Source organism: Waltera acetigignens (assembly GCF_025567015.1).
GTDB lineage: Bacteria > Bacillota > Clostridia > Lachnospirales > Lachnospiraceae > Acetatifactor > Acetatifactor acetigignens.
Window position 1 is genome coordinate 61,361 of the sequence record NZ_JAOQJO010000021.1, and the last position, 17,231, is coordinate 78,591.

The following is a 17,231-nucleotide window of genomic DNA, read 5'->3' on the forward strand; positions in this document are numbered from 1 at the left end:
CCTGGTTTTATTTTATGCGAAATCAACTATTGAATCTTGAAGTACTGCATACTCTGCGCCAGTTCATCCGCGATCTTCTTCAGCTGTCCGGCACTGTCATATACCTGTTTAAAGGTATCCAGAACCTCCTGTGTCTCGGTATAGGTCTGCTGCGTACTATCTACATTGTCATGCGCAATCTGCGAAAGCTTCTCCACAGCCTCCATGACTTCTCCACGGGACTCAGCCAGTCTGCCGGTACTCTCTCTGATCTGCAGGATACTCTGCATGGAATCTTCAATCTCCTTCAATACCTCTGAGACATTGGCTCTGGTCTCCTGCATGCTTCCACTCTGCTCGATGATGATCTCCTGCATCCGCTGCATGATCTCCATTTCCCGGGCGGAATCTTCCATCAGTTCTCTGGTGGTCTCTTCGATCTCATGGCCGGACTGGTTGGACTGTTCTGCCAGCTTTTTGATCTGGTCTGCCACCACAGCGAATCCTCTTCCGCTCTCTCCTGCTCTTGCCGCTTCGATGGAAGCATTCAGACTTAACAGGTTCGTCTCCTCGGCAATGGAAGTGATAAATTCCATTGCGGAATTGATCTTCTGGATCGATACATTGGTGCGGTCGGTCTGCTCCTTGACTTCTCCGATGATCCGCTCCACTTCCTCATTGATACTGCACAGCTGTGCCAGCGTATCTGCTGTCTTCTTACTGGACTTCTGCATGGAATCCGCATGGGCGTTCAACGTATCCACCTCTGTGGAAGTCTCGGTGATATGATCTCCCATGATCCGCATGTTCTCGGAAGTACTCTCGGAATTCCGGGACTGCTCGGTAGAATTCTCTACGACCTGATTTACAGCACTCTGTACCTCGTTCATGGTACCGTTGGTGGTATCCGCCGCAGTTCCCAGCGCCCTGGAAGCCTCCAGCAGACTTGCGGAATTCTGGGAGATTTCTTTCAGGATACCCTTCAGAGTGTCCTTCAGTTTTACGGTAACCCGGGACAGATCTCCGATCTCATCCTTTCTCTTTAACATCTTGTCATCAACCCAGACAGTCAGATCACCCTCTGCGACCTTCCCCATGATACCGATACTCTTCTTGATATTCCGGCTGATGGAAGTAGCCAGCTTCAGTCCCACGCCCATACACAGGATCATCGCCACACATACAGCTGCACCGATGCCAAAGATCATGCCGTTCACCACGGCATCCTTGTCCTCTTTATTCGCACCCACGAATACCATGCCGATGATTTCCGTAGAGTCGTTCTGATAGACCGGCATAAAATATCCGTAATTCATGACTCCGTCCAGAGATACCGCACTGCTGAAATACTCTTCTCCGTTCTGTAATACCTTCTCCACGATCCTGTCTCCTGCCGGAGAATTCAGAATCCGATCTCCGTTACTGTCCACGGCGGAAGTCATGATGCGACGGTCCCCGTAGAAAAAAGTCACATCCATTCCTGTATTGTCCCTGATCCGATCCACCAGGCTCTCAGAACGGGAGATATTATAGCTGCCTTTCCAGATGTCGCCATTACTGGATTCCATATAGTCACCGGTGTTCTGGTCATACGCTGCCAGCGTTGCCGCAGCAGTTCCCTTCAGTCCTTCTTCGATTTCCTCCATCATGGAACTGCGTACCGTCGTCAGCATAAAAAAGATAGATAACAGTCCCAGCAATACTACCGGTCCGATGGTCATTGACAGAATCTTTTTTTGTATACTCATGAAAATGCCCCCTATTCTACCACAGATACAGTCTTGAAATACCAGTTGATACCTCCGGTGATCGTTGCATCATCCAGCGTTGTTCCTTCTTTGCCCACAGTCTCTCCCGTATTGGTCTCGATCACACCGTCAAATACCCCGTTTTCTCCGGATAAAATCTGCTTCTTGGCTTCCTCTACTTTCTCTTTCGTTCCTTCCGCACAGAAATCCGCCAGATCCGTGATGCTCACCAGATTTTCATTCATGCCGCCGTAATAGTTGCTGCCGTCCCAACTGCCGTCAATGACGCTCTGCACTGCTGCCGTATAGTAAGCACTCCAGTTCCATACCACACTGCACAGGCAGGACTGTGGAGCATCCTTACTCATATCCGAATTATATCCGATACTATACACACCCTTTTCCTGTGCCAGTGTCTGGGGATATACGGTATCACAATGCTGTGCAATCACATCACAGCCCATATCCAGTAACGTCTGTGCCGCAGCTTTTTCTCCCTCGGGATCGTACCAGCTGTTTGTCACCTTTACGTATACCTTTGCGTCCGGATTCACCGAATAGATGCCGAGTGCAAAGGCATCAATACCGCCGGTGACCTCCGAATTGGAAGAATCCATAGCTGCCACATACCCGATTTTATTGGAAGAAGTATTCATTCCCGCCACGATACCGCTCAAATATCTCGCCTGATAAATTCTGCCGAAATAGTTGTTGAAATTTTTACCGTTGCTCAGGTAGCCGGTGCCATGGGAAAAATACACATCCGGGTATTCTTCTGCCATCTCCGCCGTAGTCTCCATATAACCCCAGCTGGTGGTGAAGATGATGTTGCATCCCTCATCAATACATTCCTGAATTGCCTGTCTGGTAGCCTGTGCATCACCGTCATTGACATTGATCTTGCGGACGATCTGGTCATCGTCCAGTCCCAGATTCTGCTGCATTCCCTGAATACCCAGATCATGCGTGTACGTATAGCCGCTGCCATCTGCCGGATCCGACAGATGAATAACCCCTACCTTGATCTCCTCCTTTGGAATCCCTGCAGTCTGTGTTGTTGCGCTGCTGCCGCTTTCCGACTGCACCACCTGCGTAGTCCCATTGCTACCCCTTGCCTCATATCCGATGTTTGTAGCATAATCGTCCACTTCTCCGGTATTTCCGCAGCCTGTCAGTAATGCACACCCCAGAAGAATTGCCGCTGCCTTCCAAAAGTTTCCTGTTTTACCTCTTCCCATATACAAGTACCCCTTTCTCTTTTGTAGTCTATGTATATCTCTTATCTCTACCGTCTGATTTCTCAGAATCGGTTGATTCTACAAATATAAACTACAGCCTTCCCTTATTCCCTGCTGCCATGGCAGGTAAAATAAATCACCTGATACTCTTTCGCGATCTCTGTAAGGAACCGCATTGCTCCCTTGGTCCGGTTCTCATCCAGATTCACAAAAGGGTCATCCAGAATCAAAAACGGCTTCTGTTCCTCATACATGGCTTCCACCAAAGCAAGTCTCATACAGATACCGATCAGGTCACGGTTGCCCAGACTCAGGTATCCGATGTCTCTGGGCATATTTCCTTCAATCACCTGTAATCTGGTATTGGCATCCATCTGATAATTTTCGCATTCCGTTCCCGTGAGAATTCTGTAATATTTCCGGAACCCCTGCATGACAGGTTCTGTATATTTCGCAGTGAACGAACTTTTTGCCTGTTCCAACAGATTTTTTGTCATTCCAAGCAATTCATATTGTTTGAATCCTTCCTCTGTCTTCTTCTGCAACGCTTTTAGCTCTTCCTGCATATTCTCCACATTATCCCAGGATTCCTGTAAGTCGGAAAGTTGTTTCTGATAGCTGTCGATAGTCTGAAAACATTCTTCCATACGCTCTGAAAGGACCTGCATTTCATCTGCCAGACTTTCCAGGGATTCCTCTCCCTCCGGGACCTTCAGTGCCAGAAGTGCCGGAATGTCCTCTTTCACTTCAAACGCTCTTATCTCCTGCTCGATTCTCCTATATTCTTGTAACTCCTTCTCATAATCCTTTCTATGACTTTCCAGTTCAGCCAGCTGTTCTTCCGGGTGCTCCTCCGGAATCAGCTGCAACGACACAAAATAGTCTTTTACCTGTTCTTCCAGCGCTTCGTATTTCTGTTTTTGCTGTAAATATTTCTTTTGTTTTTCCAGTAAAAGCTGTCTCTGTCTGCACTTTCCCGCCAGTTCATGCAATGCCGCAAGATAATTTTGTGTTTCCAGTACTTCTCCGTATTCTGCAAAAAACTGCTGCAAATCTTTCTGCAATGCGGCAATTCTCGCAGTCTTTTCATCCGATCCGTCCTGCTTCTGCCGCTCCAAAAGTGCCTCGTAATCTCTTCTCTTATTCTGCAGTTCCACAAGCCAGGAGGTCAGTTCCAGTCCTTCCCGAAGTCCCCAACGAGTGCAGAAATCATCAATCTGTTCTTCCTCTATGCGGACCTGTGCCTCAAGTTCTTCCATTTCCTGTTCCAAATAGGAAAGCTCTGTATTTTCTCCCGTTTGGACTTTGGATCTGCCTGCTGTAAACAACAGTGCCGCTGCCACAGCTGCAATTCCCAGTACGATCAGGACTCCTCCGATCACTCCCTGTCCCAACAGGATCACAACAAAACCGCCAAGCGATAAAAGAATGCCAAAAAGCAATAGTATTTTTTTCCTTTTACCTGCTTCTTCCTGCTCCCGTAAGCATCTGGCATCTTCCTGTGCCTGTATGGATTGCAGGGTTTTCCGCTGTATTTCTTTCGCCTGCAGAAGACTTTTTCCTTCATTGCGGTTCGTCCAGGCATTTTTTACACTGTCGATCTCCGCCTCCTGTGGCATTCCTTCCGCAAAATATCCGGAAAGCTCCTCTAACCGTCTGATCTCTTCCCCTGACAGGGCATTTTTTCTTATCGTACTTTCCAGGCTCTCAAGTTCTTGTGCCTCAGCATATTTTTCTTCCAGCCGGGCATTGTCCACCATGGGGAAATTATCTTTACACTGCGCCTGTTCTTCCACTGTCAGGCAATAGATTTCCATTGCCTTGCGGACAGAAATCCCCTGATTGCAGACGGCTGCTTTTTCGCGTAATTCTTCCTCTTTTGGTATCACGCCGTTAAAATAGCTTTCCGCTTCTTTTAAAGTCTGCTGTCTCTGTGCCATTTTTGCACGCAGATCCAGGTACTTCTCTTTTTTCGCCTGTTGATCCTTATAAATTCCCAGTTCCTTTTGTCTCTCCTGCAGTTCTGTCAGTTCCGCAGAAAGCTTTTCTCTCTCCTCGATTGCTGCCATTTTCCGGGCATCAATACTTTCCATCGTATTCTGTATCTCCTGCCCATTACGGATCTGCGTCTTCAGTTCCGTAATGCGGTCCTTGCTCTGACGGAGCAATCCGGTCTTGCGAGATGGAGACATGCTGTTTAACAGATCGTTCAACCGCTTGTCCGCTGTCTCAAAATTATTGATATCATCCGTATTCTCCGCCAGATTCCCGATCTTGGCATTGATGCCGTCCGTAACAAAGGTCTCGCAGTCATTCTGTGAGATAAAAATCGTTCGTTCAAAGGATCCTGCGTCGATCCGGAACAACTCTTCTCCCAGATTTTGTGTAAAATCACTGCATGGAAGATTTGTTTTCGTATCTGTCAGCTGAAATTCATCTTCTGCGCTTTTACTTCCGAAGGTTCTGCGAACAGAATATTGCTTTCCTTCACTTTCGAATCGCAGTTCTCCGCCATAGACGCCCTTTTGCCAGGGACTGTATCTCTTCCTCTCATTTTCCAGCGGGTCTCTCTTCCCTTCATTCCGGAATCCGAACAGCATAACGCGTAAGAATGCTGCCAGTGTGCTTTTTCCCCAGCCGTTTCCCTCACAGACGGTGTTGCAGCCATCTGTAAAATCATATGTAAAGTCACTTAGTTTTCCGAAATTCTCAATGTGACATTTGATCAGTTTCATGCGTCCAGGATCTCCTCTCCGGCCAGTGCCTGCAATCCGTAATGTATCACTGTCGCCTTGTCCTCTTCCGGCAGATCTGCCCTGCCCATGACAGTACGGATAAACTCTCCCTTTAAGGACTTATCCTTTGCAAAAGCAGCATAATCCACCAGATACTCAGAGCTGTCCTTAATCTTCACAAAATAAAAAAGGTGGCTGAACTGATGTAACAGAAAGTCAATATCCTTTTCACTTTCCACATCTATTTTCCCGACCAGTTCATACTTGATCAGACTTTTCTCCGGGTAACCTTTCCCGGCTGTCTCGGCTCTCATCCGTTCCATGATTTCCGTCGTGGATTCACAACCGGTAATATCCACCGGGATGGTATAGAGCTTTCGGGATGCGAAAGGAATAAACGTACTGTCAATTGTACCTGTCAGCTCATCAATGTCAAGCATCACAAATCCATGCTCTCCGCATTCATCAAACCCTCTGCCCTCCAGACAGCCGGGATAACAATAGACGCCTCTCGCATCCAGACGCTCTTTTTTATAGCTGTGGATGTGTCCCAGGGCAAGATAATCAATTCCCTTATTTTTCAATGCCGTCAGATGAATGATCTCCGCCTTATCTCTCGCACTGTATTCCGATTCCTGCCCATGCAGGACTACAATGTTGCATTGATCCACATCCAGTGACAGCGTATTATATATGCTTCCACTGTTTTCCGGTGTCAGTTCCACCCCAGTAACCGCAACTCCCTTACCGGAGGTATTCTCCGTCCCTGAAAGTTCATAGCTTGTCCAGTTGTTCCCAAATAGATGAAGATTCTCCGGAATTTCCGAAAGACCGGACGTAAAGCTTCCTTCGTCATGATTCCCCTGTAAGTAATAAAAAGCTATTTTGGGATGTCCCTGAATTAAGTCTTTTACCACATTCCGGGCGGTAGCGGATACGTTTTTCGTATCGAACAGATCTCCTGCGATTATGATCGCCGCCACGCCCTGCTCTGCCCCGTAGGTAACCATATTCTGAAAAGTAGTCAGCAATTCCGTCTTGCGTTCTCTCGCTTTTTCTTTGGTCAGATTTGCACTCATTTTGGAATCCAGATGGATATCCGCACAATGGATGATTTTCATATTGCTGCCTCCCGCATTAACCCTGTAGCACCTGTTTCAAAAGATTGGAACTATGCAGAACCTCATTCGCAAAACCGCATCTGTGATGCTCTCGTTTTGCAGACATATTCATTATATACGAATCTTTGTTCGATTACAACAAAAACGTATCGGTAGTGAGACATTCGATCTCATTTTCCGATACGTTTTTTTCAGATGTTGAATCACCTATGTTTATGACTATACCTGCAGTCTGCCGGCTGTAATAAGTTTGCCGCTTTTTCTGTCAAATAACAGAATATCTTCTCCACCGATCTCGAACTTCACTTCCTGACCGATCTTGTAAGCGGTATTGCCAAAGACTACGCCGGTCAACAGGAAATCACCGATACGAAGCTTAATCGTGGATTCCATACCGGTGGGCATGGCACCGTAGATCACGCCGTCCAGACCTGCACCATCGTGTAATTGCAGGGCTTCGGGACGTACACCGATGACAAAATCCTCGTTGGTGATCACGGGAACTTCCTGCAGTGCATAATCATCTTCGTTCACTCTGGCAATATGATACTTGAAGACTTCATCCTTGTTGGATTTCTCCACGGCTTTCTTATCCTGCATTTTCTCTTTGTGACGGGCTGCCTCATCGGCTTCGTTCTTATCTCTCTCAGCGAACCATCTCTGCAGATCCAGGTGTTCTTTCGGAACAAACTTTGCCTTTCTACCGTCTAAGATTGTCACATCCAGGCTGCCGTTTTCATTCTGCACACCCCTGGCTTCGATAAAATTAATGGAAGGATTTCCTACGAAATCAGCCACAAACAGGTTGTTGGGTCTGCTGTACACGGTCAACGGTGCTTCATACTGCTGCAACACACCGTTGTTGATCAGGCAGATCTTCGTTGCCAGTGTCATAGCTTCCATCTGGTCATGCGTTACATATACGAAGGTGCTTCCGGTCTCCACATGCAGACGCTGTAACTCATATCTCATTTCCAGACGGAGTTTCGCGTCCAGGTTAGACAGCGGCTCATCCATGAACAATACCTGGGGTTCCGGCGCCAGTGTTCTGGCAATGGCAACTCTCTGCTGCTGTCCACCGGACAGTTCTGCCGGATAACGATTCATGAACATTCCGATCTTAACGATACGGGATACTCTGCGTACTGCCAGGTCAATCTCTTCCTTGGAATATTTTCTGACCCTGGTTACTACCTTGCCACCGGATACGACTTCGAATTTCTCGTTAAGTTCTTCCCCCTTTTCCTTATGACCTGCCAGGATGCTGTCCAATTTTGCAGTCAGTTCCTGCTTCTTTTGTTTTGATGCACTTTCTTTGTCAGCTGCCTCATGGAGCTTGTAATTATACAGCTCCTTTGCAGTATAGATAGAAATGGTGTAATTATCGATCAGCTTCAGATAGACCATATCCAGGTCTAATTTTCCCTTTTTATCTCTGCATTCCTCAATGAGTTTTACCAGCTCTCCCGGATTCTCCAGTGCCTTGATCATGCTTTTTAAAGCTTTGGCTTCCTCATCAATCACGGGAAGTTCTTCCTTGATATTTCCCAGTCCGAAGGAGATGTTCTGGTATACCGTCATATTCGGCCATAGTGCGTAGTTTTGGAACAGAAATCCGACTTTTCTCTTATTTGCGGGAACATTGATCCCCGCTTCACTATCGAATACCACCCGGTCTCCGATCTTGATCTGCCCGCTGGTAGGGGTCTCCAGACCGGCGATCATACGTAAGGTAGTGGTCTTACCGCAACCGGAGGGACCAAGCAGAGTGATAAAGGAATTATCCTCCATATCCAGACTCAGATCATCTACCGCATAGAATTTTCCCCAACGTTTTGTAACATGTGTTAATTTGATTTCCGGCATAGTTATTTACCTCCGATACCTTCATCCAGGCTGGACCCGGTCAGTTTATTTACCAAAGTGTTAAAGATCAGGATCGTTACGATCAGGATCAGGTTGATGGCGCTGGAGAATGCATACAGTCCCATCTCATCGAAATAATCCAGTGTCGTGGAGAGAATAAAGCCCTGCGTACATAACAGTAAAAACAGGGACAGCTCTCGCAGACAGGTCATGAACGGAAGCATATATCCGTTGATAATGGAAGACTTCTGGATTGGAATGATGATCCGCAGCATCCGCTTGTACCAGGGAATATCCTGGATGATGGCCGCTTCCTCGATCTCTCCCGACAGCTGCAGCATGGAGTTCAGTGCACTTCTGCTGGCGAAAGGAATGTACTTGATCACGCCTGCGATGATCAACAATGTGTAAGTATTGAACAGGTTGATCTTGTCATTGGAGAACAGGATGAAGAACGCTGCGCCCACTGCCAGGGACGGCATCAGGTACGGCAGGAATGCCACACCGTTGACGTAATTCGCCCACTTGCTTCTCCGGTTCTTGGATACCGCATAACCGATCAGGGTACCGATGGTACCTGCGATCAGAGCACAGCAGACAGCAACTAACATTGTTCCCTTGAATGCTCTCCAGATCAGCGGATTGTGAAGAATACCGGGCTGTCCGTACAGAGCACCGGCTCCGTTGTTATCCGTCAGCCACCACTTGGTGGTCAGAGCACCGGAATCCATGGTATACAGGAAACTGTAATCTCCCGGATTCGGAAGGAAAGTCTCCAGTGCGAAGGACAGGATCGGGAAAATACTGGTGAAGAAGGTGATGACGATCAGGATGACCGCGATCAGATATTTCCCGACTTTTCCTAAGTTAATCTTGGAGATCTGTCCGGATTTACCGGTAACCGTCGTATAATTCTTACGGCTCTTTAAACTCATCTGGTTCATTAACAGGATCGCCACACCGAAGATCATCATGATGATGGCAAGAATACTGGCTTCCCCGGTATACTTGGAGTTCATGGAGATATACTTGGTGGACAGAGTGGTCAGTCCCAGGTAGTGCGGTACGGGATAACTTCCCATGGCGCTTCCGAATACCAGCAAGATCGTGGAAAGAATCGCCGGTTTTACCATAGGTAAGGTAATGCGGAACATGGTCTTCCACTTCGGTGTATCCAGGATCGTCGCTGCTTCCTCCAGATTGGCATCCATGTTGCGGAAGATACCGCCGATCAGGATGTAGGCAAAGGGGGCGTAATGCAGTCCCAATACTACTGCACTGGGGAACAGCCCCAGGCACCACCATTTAGGCATCGTAATATTAAAAAGAGATGCCAGCAGTCCGTTGGAGGTTCCGGTGACTGCATTACTGTTGAATACATTCTGCCATACCACTGCCAGTGTCCACTGGGGCATGATGTAGGGGAAAATAAAAATGGAGCTTAAATATTTTTTACATTTTAAATTGGTCCTCGTAATTAAGAATGCGAACAAGCCGCCGAACAAAATGGAGATCAGGCAGGTAAATACTGCCAGAAGCACGGTATTTAACAGCGGTGTCCACAGATTTGTTCTCGCCAGTTTACTGGTGAACAGATCCGCATAGTTGGCAACGGAATACCCGCCTGCCTTTCCGGTAAGATGTGCATCGATGGTGCCCGGATGAATCTTGAAGGTATCCTCGACGATTGCCACGATCGGCGCCACTGTGGTAAAAGTAAGTACAATACCAAACAGAAGCAGAATGATATTTTGTGGCTTGGAGAAATACGTCTTGATCTTGTTCAGAACAATCACCATCTTGCTTGTTTTTTTTGTGGCACTCTGATTCATGGTTAACCTCTCTTCCCAATACAAGCTTTTGGTCCTGTAAACCATTCCCCCTGCGAATAAGAAAACTGCTACTTACATGCAGGCATGATGTAGCAGATTTTCTTATTCTGACAGGACGAATAGTCACTATTTTATATCATATATCACTCATATCACTCAGCAGTATACTTCGGTAACAGCTCGATCCAGCTTCCTACCGTGAAGGATACGGATGCGCAGTACTCAGGATCTTCCAGCACCAGTTCGCCATCGGTAGACCACCAGTCGAAGCCTCTGTCATTTTTGCTCTCGTATACAACATTACCGTTCTCATCATTACCGCCGGTGCTGTGCTGATAGGTAGCTTCGATTGCCTTTGCCACTTCAGGGTTAGCGGAATAACCGCCCATGTCTTTGCCCCATGCGCTGAAGCCGTCTTCCGTACAGGTCATGTATGCGATGAAAGCACATGCAGTCCAGGGCAGCGGGCTGTTATCGGTAACAAACAGATAATGGCAGTAGCCGTAGCCACCAATTCCCTTATAGCCATCCTGATAAGCGGCAACCTTGATATTGTTCACAGATACACCTGCGGACTCTTCTACGGAGCGCAGCTTACTGTATACTAACAGTCCACACTGATCGGTAGCGGAATCGGATACCAGGGTATTGCAGATAGGTCCGTCATCGGTCTGGGCATTGTAGCTGCCTACCCAGAGTTTGATCCATGCCAGGGCATATTTTCCATCGGCGCCTAAGCCTAAATCATTTGCTTCGGATTCCATCTCATCAATCGTGGGCTGGAAGTAAGCCTGCTCATCAGCGGGTAATGCATTAAAGGCATCCTTTAACATGGCTGCATATTTGTCTTCGGTCAGCATGTACAGGAAGTTCTTACCTACAACTTCAGAATCAATATCCATGAACAGTGCATGGGTATCTTCTGCCACGAAGTCCCAGCAGTTGTCATATACTTTGCTGCCGGTGCAGTTATATTCGAATACTTTATTCAAGGTCTGTAATGCAAGGTAACCGTCCACTGCGTCGGGAGTGGTTCCGTTGGCTTCTGCCCATTCCTTAGGAATAAAGGTATCCAGTATTCCGGTCTGTGTCATCTTGGATTCGATCTGATTACCATCCTGGATCAGAGTCATTGCGAAGGTTCCTTCCGGTTTCAGGGAATCTGCGGTCAGCTGCTCGAAAATCTTGTTGTTCTTGGGCTGCTGCCAGTCAAATTCCATGCTGTAAGAAGGATCGATAGACTGCAGATACTCAATAAACAGGGGTAATGCTGCTTTACCGCGGCTGGAGTTACCCACACCGTAGAAGGTCTTGCCGTTGGATTCCTCTATGGCTTTCTGTGCCAGTTCTTCCAGGGTCATTCCTTCTGCCTGTTTGATGATCTGCTGAGTTGCAGTAAGATTTGCGTCGTCGGCTACCTCCGGGGTCTTGGTCTCTGCCACCGTCTCGGTTCCGGCTGTCTGTGTGTTATCTGCGCTTCCAGTTGCCTGGTTCTGGGTCTCGCTGCTGCCGCATCCGGCTAACATACCAACACTCAGTGCACAGATCATAAGTAACGATACTACTCTTTTCTTCATATGCTGTCCTCCCTTGAAACATATAGTTTGTATAACCCTTCATGGTTCACGTACTTGGAATGGGATGTTTCCCACTTCCGTTCTGATGATTCTATTATACGTTGGGAATTCAGCAATTTGTATAAGGCAAAACTGTTATTATTTTAATATTTCTGATACTATGTATAGTTTTTCTGCTATTTTATTGTTTCTTTTGTGCATCTTTTTAGCTTTACATGCTTCTATCCTGGTATTCGGAAGGAGTAACACCAACAATCCGCTTAAAGCTGCTGGAAAAATGTGCAATATCACGATATCCCACCTGCTCTGCCACCTCATAGACTTTATTTCTGCAGTCATTTAATAATTTCATGGCTGTCCGCATCCGCACTCTGGTAATATAAGCCGCCACCGTATAATCCGTCTCCTTTTTGAAAGTATGACTTAAATGTCCCTCGCTGATTCCCACATGTTCTGCGATCTCTGACACGCATAACTCAGGATTTTCATAATGTTCGGTAATATAATCCACTGCGGCCATGACGTATTTGCTCTTGTCGCCTTTGTTCAGTACCAACTCCGGAAGCTGATCATCGCCAGCCTTTTCCTCACGTTCCTGTGTCTTTTTCCGTTTATCCAATGCATTATTCACTGCCTGCTCCAGCTCTCCGTCCCCGAAGGGTTTTAACAGATAATCACTTGCAAACAGCTTCAGGGCACTCTGTGCATAGGAAAAATCACTGTATGCGGTTAAAAAAATCACACTGACATCATTGCCTTCTGCCCGCAGTTCCTTCAGCATTTCGATACCGTCCATTTTGGGCATACGGATATCGCAGATCAGCAGATCCGGATGATATTTCCGCACGGCTTCCAGTCCTTCGATTCCGTTGCCGGCTTCCGCCACTACTACGCAGTTCAGTGCCTGCCAGTCTGTCTCCATCACGATTCCCCGTCGCACCAACATTTCATCATCTATTACGATTACTTTGTACATAACCCAATTCCTCCCTGTCTTTTGCACCCTATGTCTTTTGTTTTTCTTTCCTTTTCGTCTTTCCCCTCTGAATCACTCTCTTGAATTATTCTCTTTGCTGCTTCCTTTTCAGGCTTTTTCTCTTCTGACCGGCAGTCGCAATGTCACCCTGGTACCTCCGGATTCCTTACCATCCTTTGTAGTTTGGATATTTCCATCCGATTTTTCCATGTAAATACCGTATTCCTCACCGTAAGTCAGCCTGATAATGGTGTCAACATTTGATACTCCGATATGTCCCACAAGCTGCTCCTGTCTCCTGTGATTGATTGCCTCCATTAAATCATCCGGAGCTCCGCAGCCATCGTCAGTCACCTCAATGCAGAGTACACCGGTCTTCCCTGTAATCCGCACATGGATATTTCCCTCTTCGCTCTCTTTTAATCCGTGTAACACTGAATTCTCTACAATCGGCTGAATAATCAGTTTCGGGATTACACAATCTTCCAGTCCTTCTTCCATTTCCACGGAATAGGAAAACTTATCATTGAAACGAATTTTTTGGATATCTACATAGCAATTCACCAGCTCCAGTTCTTCCCTGAGACAGATAAACTGCCTCTTGGAGATACTGGTCCGCAGAATCTTGGCCAATCCGGCTGCCATGGTCGCAATCTCCGGAATATGATTGGCCTTTGCCACCCATTTCATGGTATCCAGCGTATTGTACAGAAAATGGGGGTTCAGCTGTGCCTGCATCATGGCAATGTGAGATGCATTAAGTTCTTTCTGCTTCTCTATCTTCTCCTGCACATTCTGTTCCAGTTCATTTGCCATGATATTAAAATTCCTTGACATCTGCCCCAGCTCATCTTCTCTGTCGGAAGCGATCCTTACAGTCAGGTCTCCCTCCTGCAAAGTGCGCATGGCAGTATTCATCCGTTCGACGGGGCGCGTCATATTTCTGCCTACATGGGATGCCACACCTACACACAATAAAATACTGATGATCAGCATTACGGTAAGTACACTGTACATGGAATTCAGTACTTCCGTGGAAAATACACTTGGACATGCCATTACCGTATATAATCCGGTATTTCCCAAAGGTTCTATCAACAATTCTCCTGCGCGATAAACCCCCAGTAACTTATGTCCCTTCATCAGCTCTTCTCTAATCTTGTCAGTCTGCAGATTACCGCTTTCAAAAATCGTTCGCCAATAGGAATCTAAAAAGGCGACTTCCGCCTTACTGTTTCCGTTATCATAGAGCAGTTTTTCAAAATTTTCAGCCCGCATGCCGATAACGATGTAGCCCTCTAAGGTATTCTCCTTCCCGAGCAGTTTCCCTGCAGCATACATCAAAATATCTTTATCATTAGGCTCCGCCCTGCGCAGAACCAGGTTTTCTTCACTTTCTTCGACGGCCTTCAGAATGCCCCAGTATACCGGCAAATCTGTTCCGGCATTTCCCTGAGCTGTGGTATAAATACATTTTCCGGTTTTATCATACAGGTCAACCTGCGCATACTCCCGTAACCCTGACACTTCCCGGTAAAATTGCAGATAAATCTTACTCTTTGACCAGGAATCTTCTTCATTGATCTGCCCCACGATTTTACTGTTCGCATTAATGCTTTCTACTGTTTCCTCGAAATTTTTAAAAAGATGAAGCACACCGGCATCTATTTGTTCTGCCTGCTCTGTCACTCTTTTTTCATAATCACTGTTGATCTTCGTCTCCATAGTCTGAATGAGAGATACGCCGAACAGCAACAAAGGGAACAGTGCTACCACAGCAAAACAGAATAACAGTTGTCTGTGAAATGACTTTTTTATCCATTTTTTCATCTGTTTTCCTCTTGCAGTCTCTCCCACGCAGTCAGGATATTTTCTTTTTCCCGTGCAGCCCATTGAATATCATAATCAATTGCCTTTAACTTATTTTTTTCCTGAATTGCGTATTCATCCATATCATTTCGAACTGTTCTGCGGAAAAATTTTTCTTCCACCAGTCTTTGTACATCCGTACTTACCGTAAACTCCAAAAAAGCTTTTGCATTCTCCGGATGCCTGCATCCTTTTACAATCGCAGTTGCATCCGGAATCGCACTGGTTCCGTCCTGCGGATAAATTACAGTAATGTCCTCTCCTTCCAGAATTTTCTGCCTGGCCATGCCTTCACTGGTGATTCCCACCAGCCTCGTTCCTGCGTTTACTTCCTCCAATACTTCCCCGGATGATGCAGAAATATTGCCATCCAAGGTATCACAGAAGTTGCGCAAAATCGTCTCCTCATCTTCATCCAGTACTTGCAGCATAGTGCAAAGTGCTGTATAACTGCTTCCCGACTTTGTTGGATCCGCAAATGCAATTTTCCCTTCCCAACGATCTGTCTGAAGCTCTGCCCAGGTCTTAGGCGCAGCTACAGGATAAACCAGCTTATTATTATAGATAAAAACAGTCGGTAATACAGAAAAAGGAGTGTAGACATCTTCCTCTGCGCGATATTGCTCCTGAATCCGTTCCGCCTCACTGACCGTGTATGGCTGAAAATAATCTCTGCATTCTTCAAAGCTTTCAATTCCACCGCCAAACATAACATCAAATGTCCCCGGCTCGTCTTGCTGTAATTCATCAAAAAGTGCTATCGTATCTCCTGCTTTCAATTCTACAAAAATACCGGTACGTTCTTCAAATTCTTTAATGATCGGTTCGTATACATCCTCTTTATGCGAAGTATAGATAACAAGCTTTTTATCCTCCGGAATCTGATAGATTTCTTCCTGCGTCTGACTACATCCGGTAAACAAAAGCATTGCTCCTGCCATTGTCAGAATGCCGGCAATTCCGCTGCATTTCCTACTCATTGTCCCCATATTTTACCCTTATTCTTCTCTTCCTTTTTTAATTTGGTGCCTTCATCCATTTTTCTACTTATGAGGTACCACTACTCTCTGTCATCCGACAAATCCTAAGCATTCGGTCGTACTGCACATACATTTTCTGCACTTCATTTTCCAAAATATAGTAGTGACGAATATACGGAACAAGCAAAATCAGAATCACCACCGGAAGTAAGAGTGAAAAAAGGCTGTCGGAAATCACGTTCAAAAGAATTGCCAGCATCTCCAGTAGTGCAAAAGTCACTGTCACAATCAGATGAATCAGTCTCTCATGTTGGAAAAATCCTATCTGGTTCAAATGTTCTTCCATCTTGTCACGCAAAATTTCCTGTGAAACTTGTGCGCTCTGTTCCGTTTTCTCCAACCATTCATCAATACTTTTTCGATATTGCAAAATACGCTGTTCCATGGTGTCTGCCACCTTTCCGATACTTGTATTACTCCATCATAACGATTCTTTTGTTGTTCGTCAATGCGGCACGGGGACTAAATAAAGAAATAAAAAAAGCCTCTATGCAAATGCATAAAGACGACACAAATTTTTGAGTATAAAAATGGGGCCTATAGGGCTCGAACCTATGACCCTCTGCTTGTAAGGCAGATGCTCTCCCAGCTGAGCTAAGACCCCATAAAGATTAATGAAAATCTTTAGCGACCCAGATCGGACTCGAACCGACGACCTTCGCCGTGACAGGGCGACGCTCTAACCAACTGAGCCACTGGGCCATATTTATTATTTATCTTATGAAAATGAACTGCTTTCAGTGGACCTTCGGGGACTCGAACCCAGGACCGACCGGTTATGAGCCGGTTGCTCTAACCAACTGAGCTAAAGGTCCGCAACCCTTTCGGGACTGATCTGTGATCAGATGACTCCAACGGGAATCGAACCCGTGTTACCGCCGTGAAAGGGCGATGTCTTAACCGCTTGACCATGGAGCCGCAATATTTATTTTCTTATGAAAAAACTCCCCGAGTAGGGCTCGAACCTACAACAACTCGGTTAACAGCCGAGTGCTCTACCATTGAGCTATCGAGGAAAATGTCTTTGCGTAGCAAAGCCATTTAAGAAAATGCTTCGCATTTTCCGTGCATTGCCAAGCTACTTATAAAGGGAATTTTGTTCCCTCAAAACCGAACACTGAAACTCTATCTCTTATACCTTAACTTACATCCTTTTCCTATCCAAAACCATTGGTCAAGCCCTCGACCGATTAGTAAATGTCAGCTGAACACATTGCTGTGCTTACACCTCATTCCTATCTACCTCGTAG

The 17,231-nt window shown here is 46.3% G+C and carries 11 protein-coding genes, 5 tRNA genes and 1 rRNA gene; all 17 read right to left on the reverse strand.

Annotation, left to right across the window (positions count from 1 at the left end; genetic code table 11):
• Positions 1-26 precede the first annotated feature (26 nt).
• The gene (locus tag OCV96_RS16895) at positions 27-1,727 is read right to left on the reverse strand and encodes a methyl-accepting chemotaxis protein (RefSeq protein ID WP_227733212.1); all 1,701 of its coding nucleotides are present in this window, start codon (positions 1,725-1,727) and stop codon (positions 27-29) included.
• 11 nt (positions 1,728-1,738) lie between these two features.
• Complete coding sequence (locus OCV96_RS16900) at positions 1,739-2,965, reverse strand: BMP family ABC transporter substrate-binding protein (RefSeq protein ID WP_262595007.1); 1,227 nt, start codon at positions 2,963-2,965, stop codon at positions 1,739-1,741.
• A 104-nt stretch (positions 2,966-3,069) separates the two neighbouring features.
• Positions 3,070-5,700 carry an AAA family ATPase gene (locus OCV96_RS16905; RefSeq protein WP_262595008.1) on the reverse strand — a complete coding sequence of 877 codons (2,631 nt, stop codon included), beginning with the start codon at positions 5,698-5,700 and terminating at the stop codon, positions 3,070-3,072.
• The gene (locus OCV96_RS16910) at positions 5,697-6,821 is read right to left on the reverse strand and encodes a metallophosphoesterase family protein (RefSeq protein ID WP_262595010.1); all 1,125 of its coding nucleotides are present in this window, start codon (positions 6,819-6,821) and stop codon (positions 5,697-5,699) included. Before OCV96_RS16910 ends, OCV96_RS16905 begins: the two co-directional genes overlap by 4 nt.
• A gap of 219 nt (positions 6,822-7,040) precedes the next feature.
• Positions 7,041-8,687: an ABC transporter ATP-binding protein gene (locus OCV96_RS16915; RefSeq protein ID WP_262595011.1), complete on the reverse strand. Its 1,647-nt coding sequence runs from the start codon at positions 8,685-8,687 to the stop codon at positions 7,041-7,043.
• 2 nt (positions 8,688-8,689) lie between these two features.
• Positions 8,690-10,519, reverse strand: a complete 1,830-nt coding sequence (locus OCV96_RS16920) for an ABC transporter permease (protein ID WP_118505484.1) — start codon at positions 10,517-10,519, stop codon at positions 8,690-8,692.
• 152 nt (positions 10,520-10,671) lie between these two features.
• On the reverse strand, positions 10,672-12,096 hold the full coding sequence (locus OCV96_RS16925; protein WP_262595012.1) for a hypothetical protein: 1,425 nt from the start codon (positions 12,094-12,096) through the stop codon (positions 10,672-10,674).
• Between the two features lie 211 nt (positions 12,097-12,307).
• Entirely contained in the window at positions 12,308-13,072 is a 765-nt protein-coding gene (locus OCV96_RS16930; RefSeq protein WP_262595013.1) for a response regulator transcription factor, read from the reverse strand.
• 108 nt (positions 13,073-13,180) lie between these two features.
• On the reverse strand, positions 13,181-14,902 hold the full coding sequence (locus tag OCV96_RS16935; protein WP_262595014.1) for a cache domain-containing sensor histidine kinase: 1,722 nt from the start codon (positions 14,900-14,902) through the stop codon (positions 13,181-13,183).
• On the reverse strand, positions 14,899-15,930 hold the full coding sequence (locus OCV96_RS16940) for an extracellular solute-binding protein (protein ID WP_262595015.1): 1,032 nt from the start codon (positions 15,928-15,930) through the stop codon (positions 14,899-14,901). Before OCV96_RS16940 ends, OCV96_RS16935 begins: the two co-directional genes overlap by 4 nt.
• A 58-nt stretch (positions 15,931-15,988) precedes the next feature.
• On the reverse strand, positions 15,989-16,366 hold the full coding sequence (locus tag OCV96_RS16945; RefSeq protein ID WP_118669670.1) for a hypothetical protein: 378 nt from the start codon (positions 16,364-16,366) through the stop codon (positions 15,989-15,991).
• 146 nt (positions 16,367-16,512) lie between these two features.
• A tRNA-Val gene (locus tag OCV96_RS16950) sits at positions 16,513-16,585 on the reverse strand.
• A 24-nt stretch (positions 16,586-16,609) separates the two neighbouring features.
• Positions 16,610-16,683 (reverse strand) — tRNA-Asp (locus tag OCV96_RS16955).
• Positions 16,684-16,722: 39 nt separating this feature from the next.
• Positions 16,723-16,796 (reverse strand) — tRNA-Ile (locus tag OCV96_RS16960).
• Between the two features lie 31 nt (positions 16,797-16,827).
• Positions 16,828-16,899, reverse strand: a tRNA-Glu gene (locus OCV96_RS16965).
• 26 nt (positions 16,900-16,925) lie between these two features.
• Positions 16,926-16,997 (reverse strand) — tRNA-Asn (locus tag OCV96_RS16970).
• A gap of 154 nt (positions 16,998-17,151) precedes the next feature.
• Positions 17,152-17,231 (reverse strand): 23S ribosomal RNA (locus tag OCV96_RS16975); the annotation flags it as partial.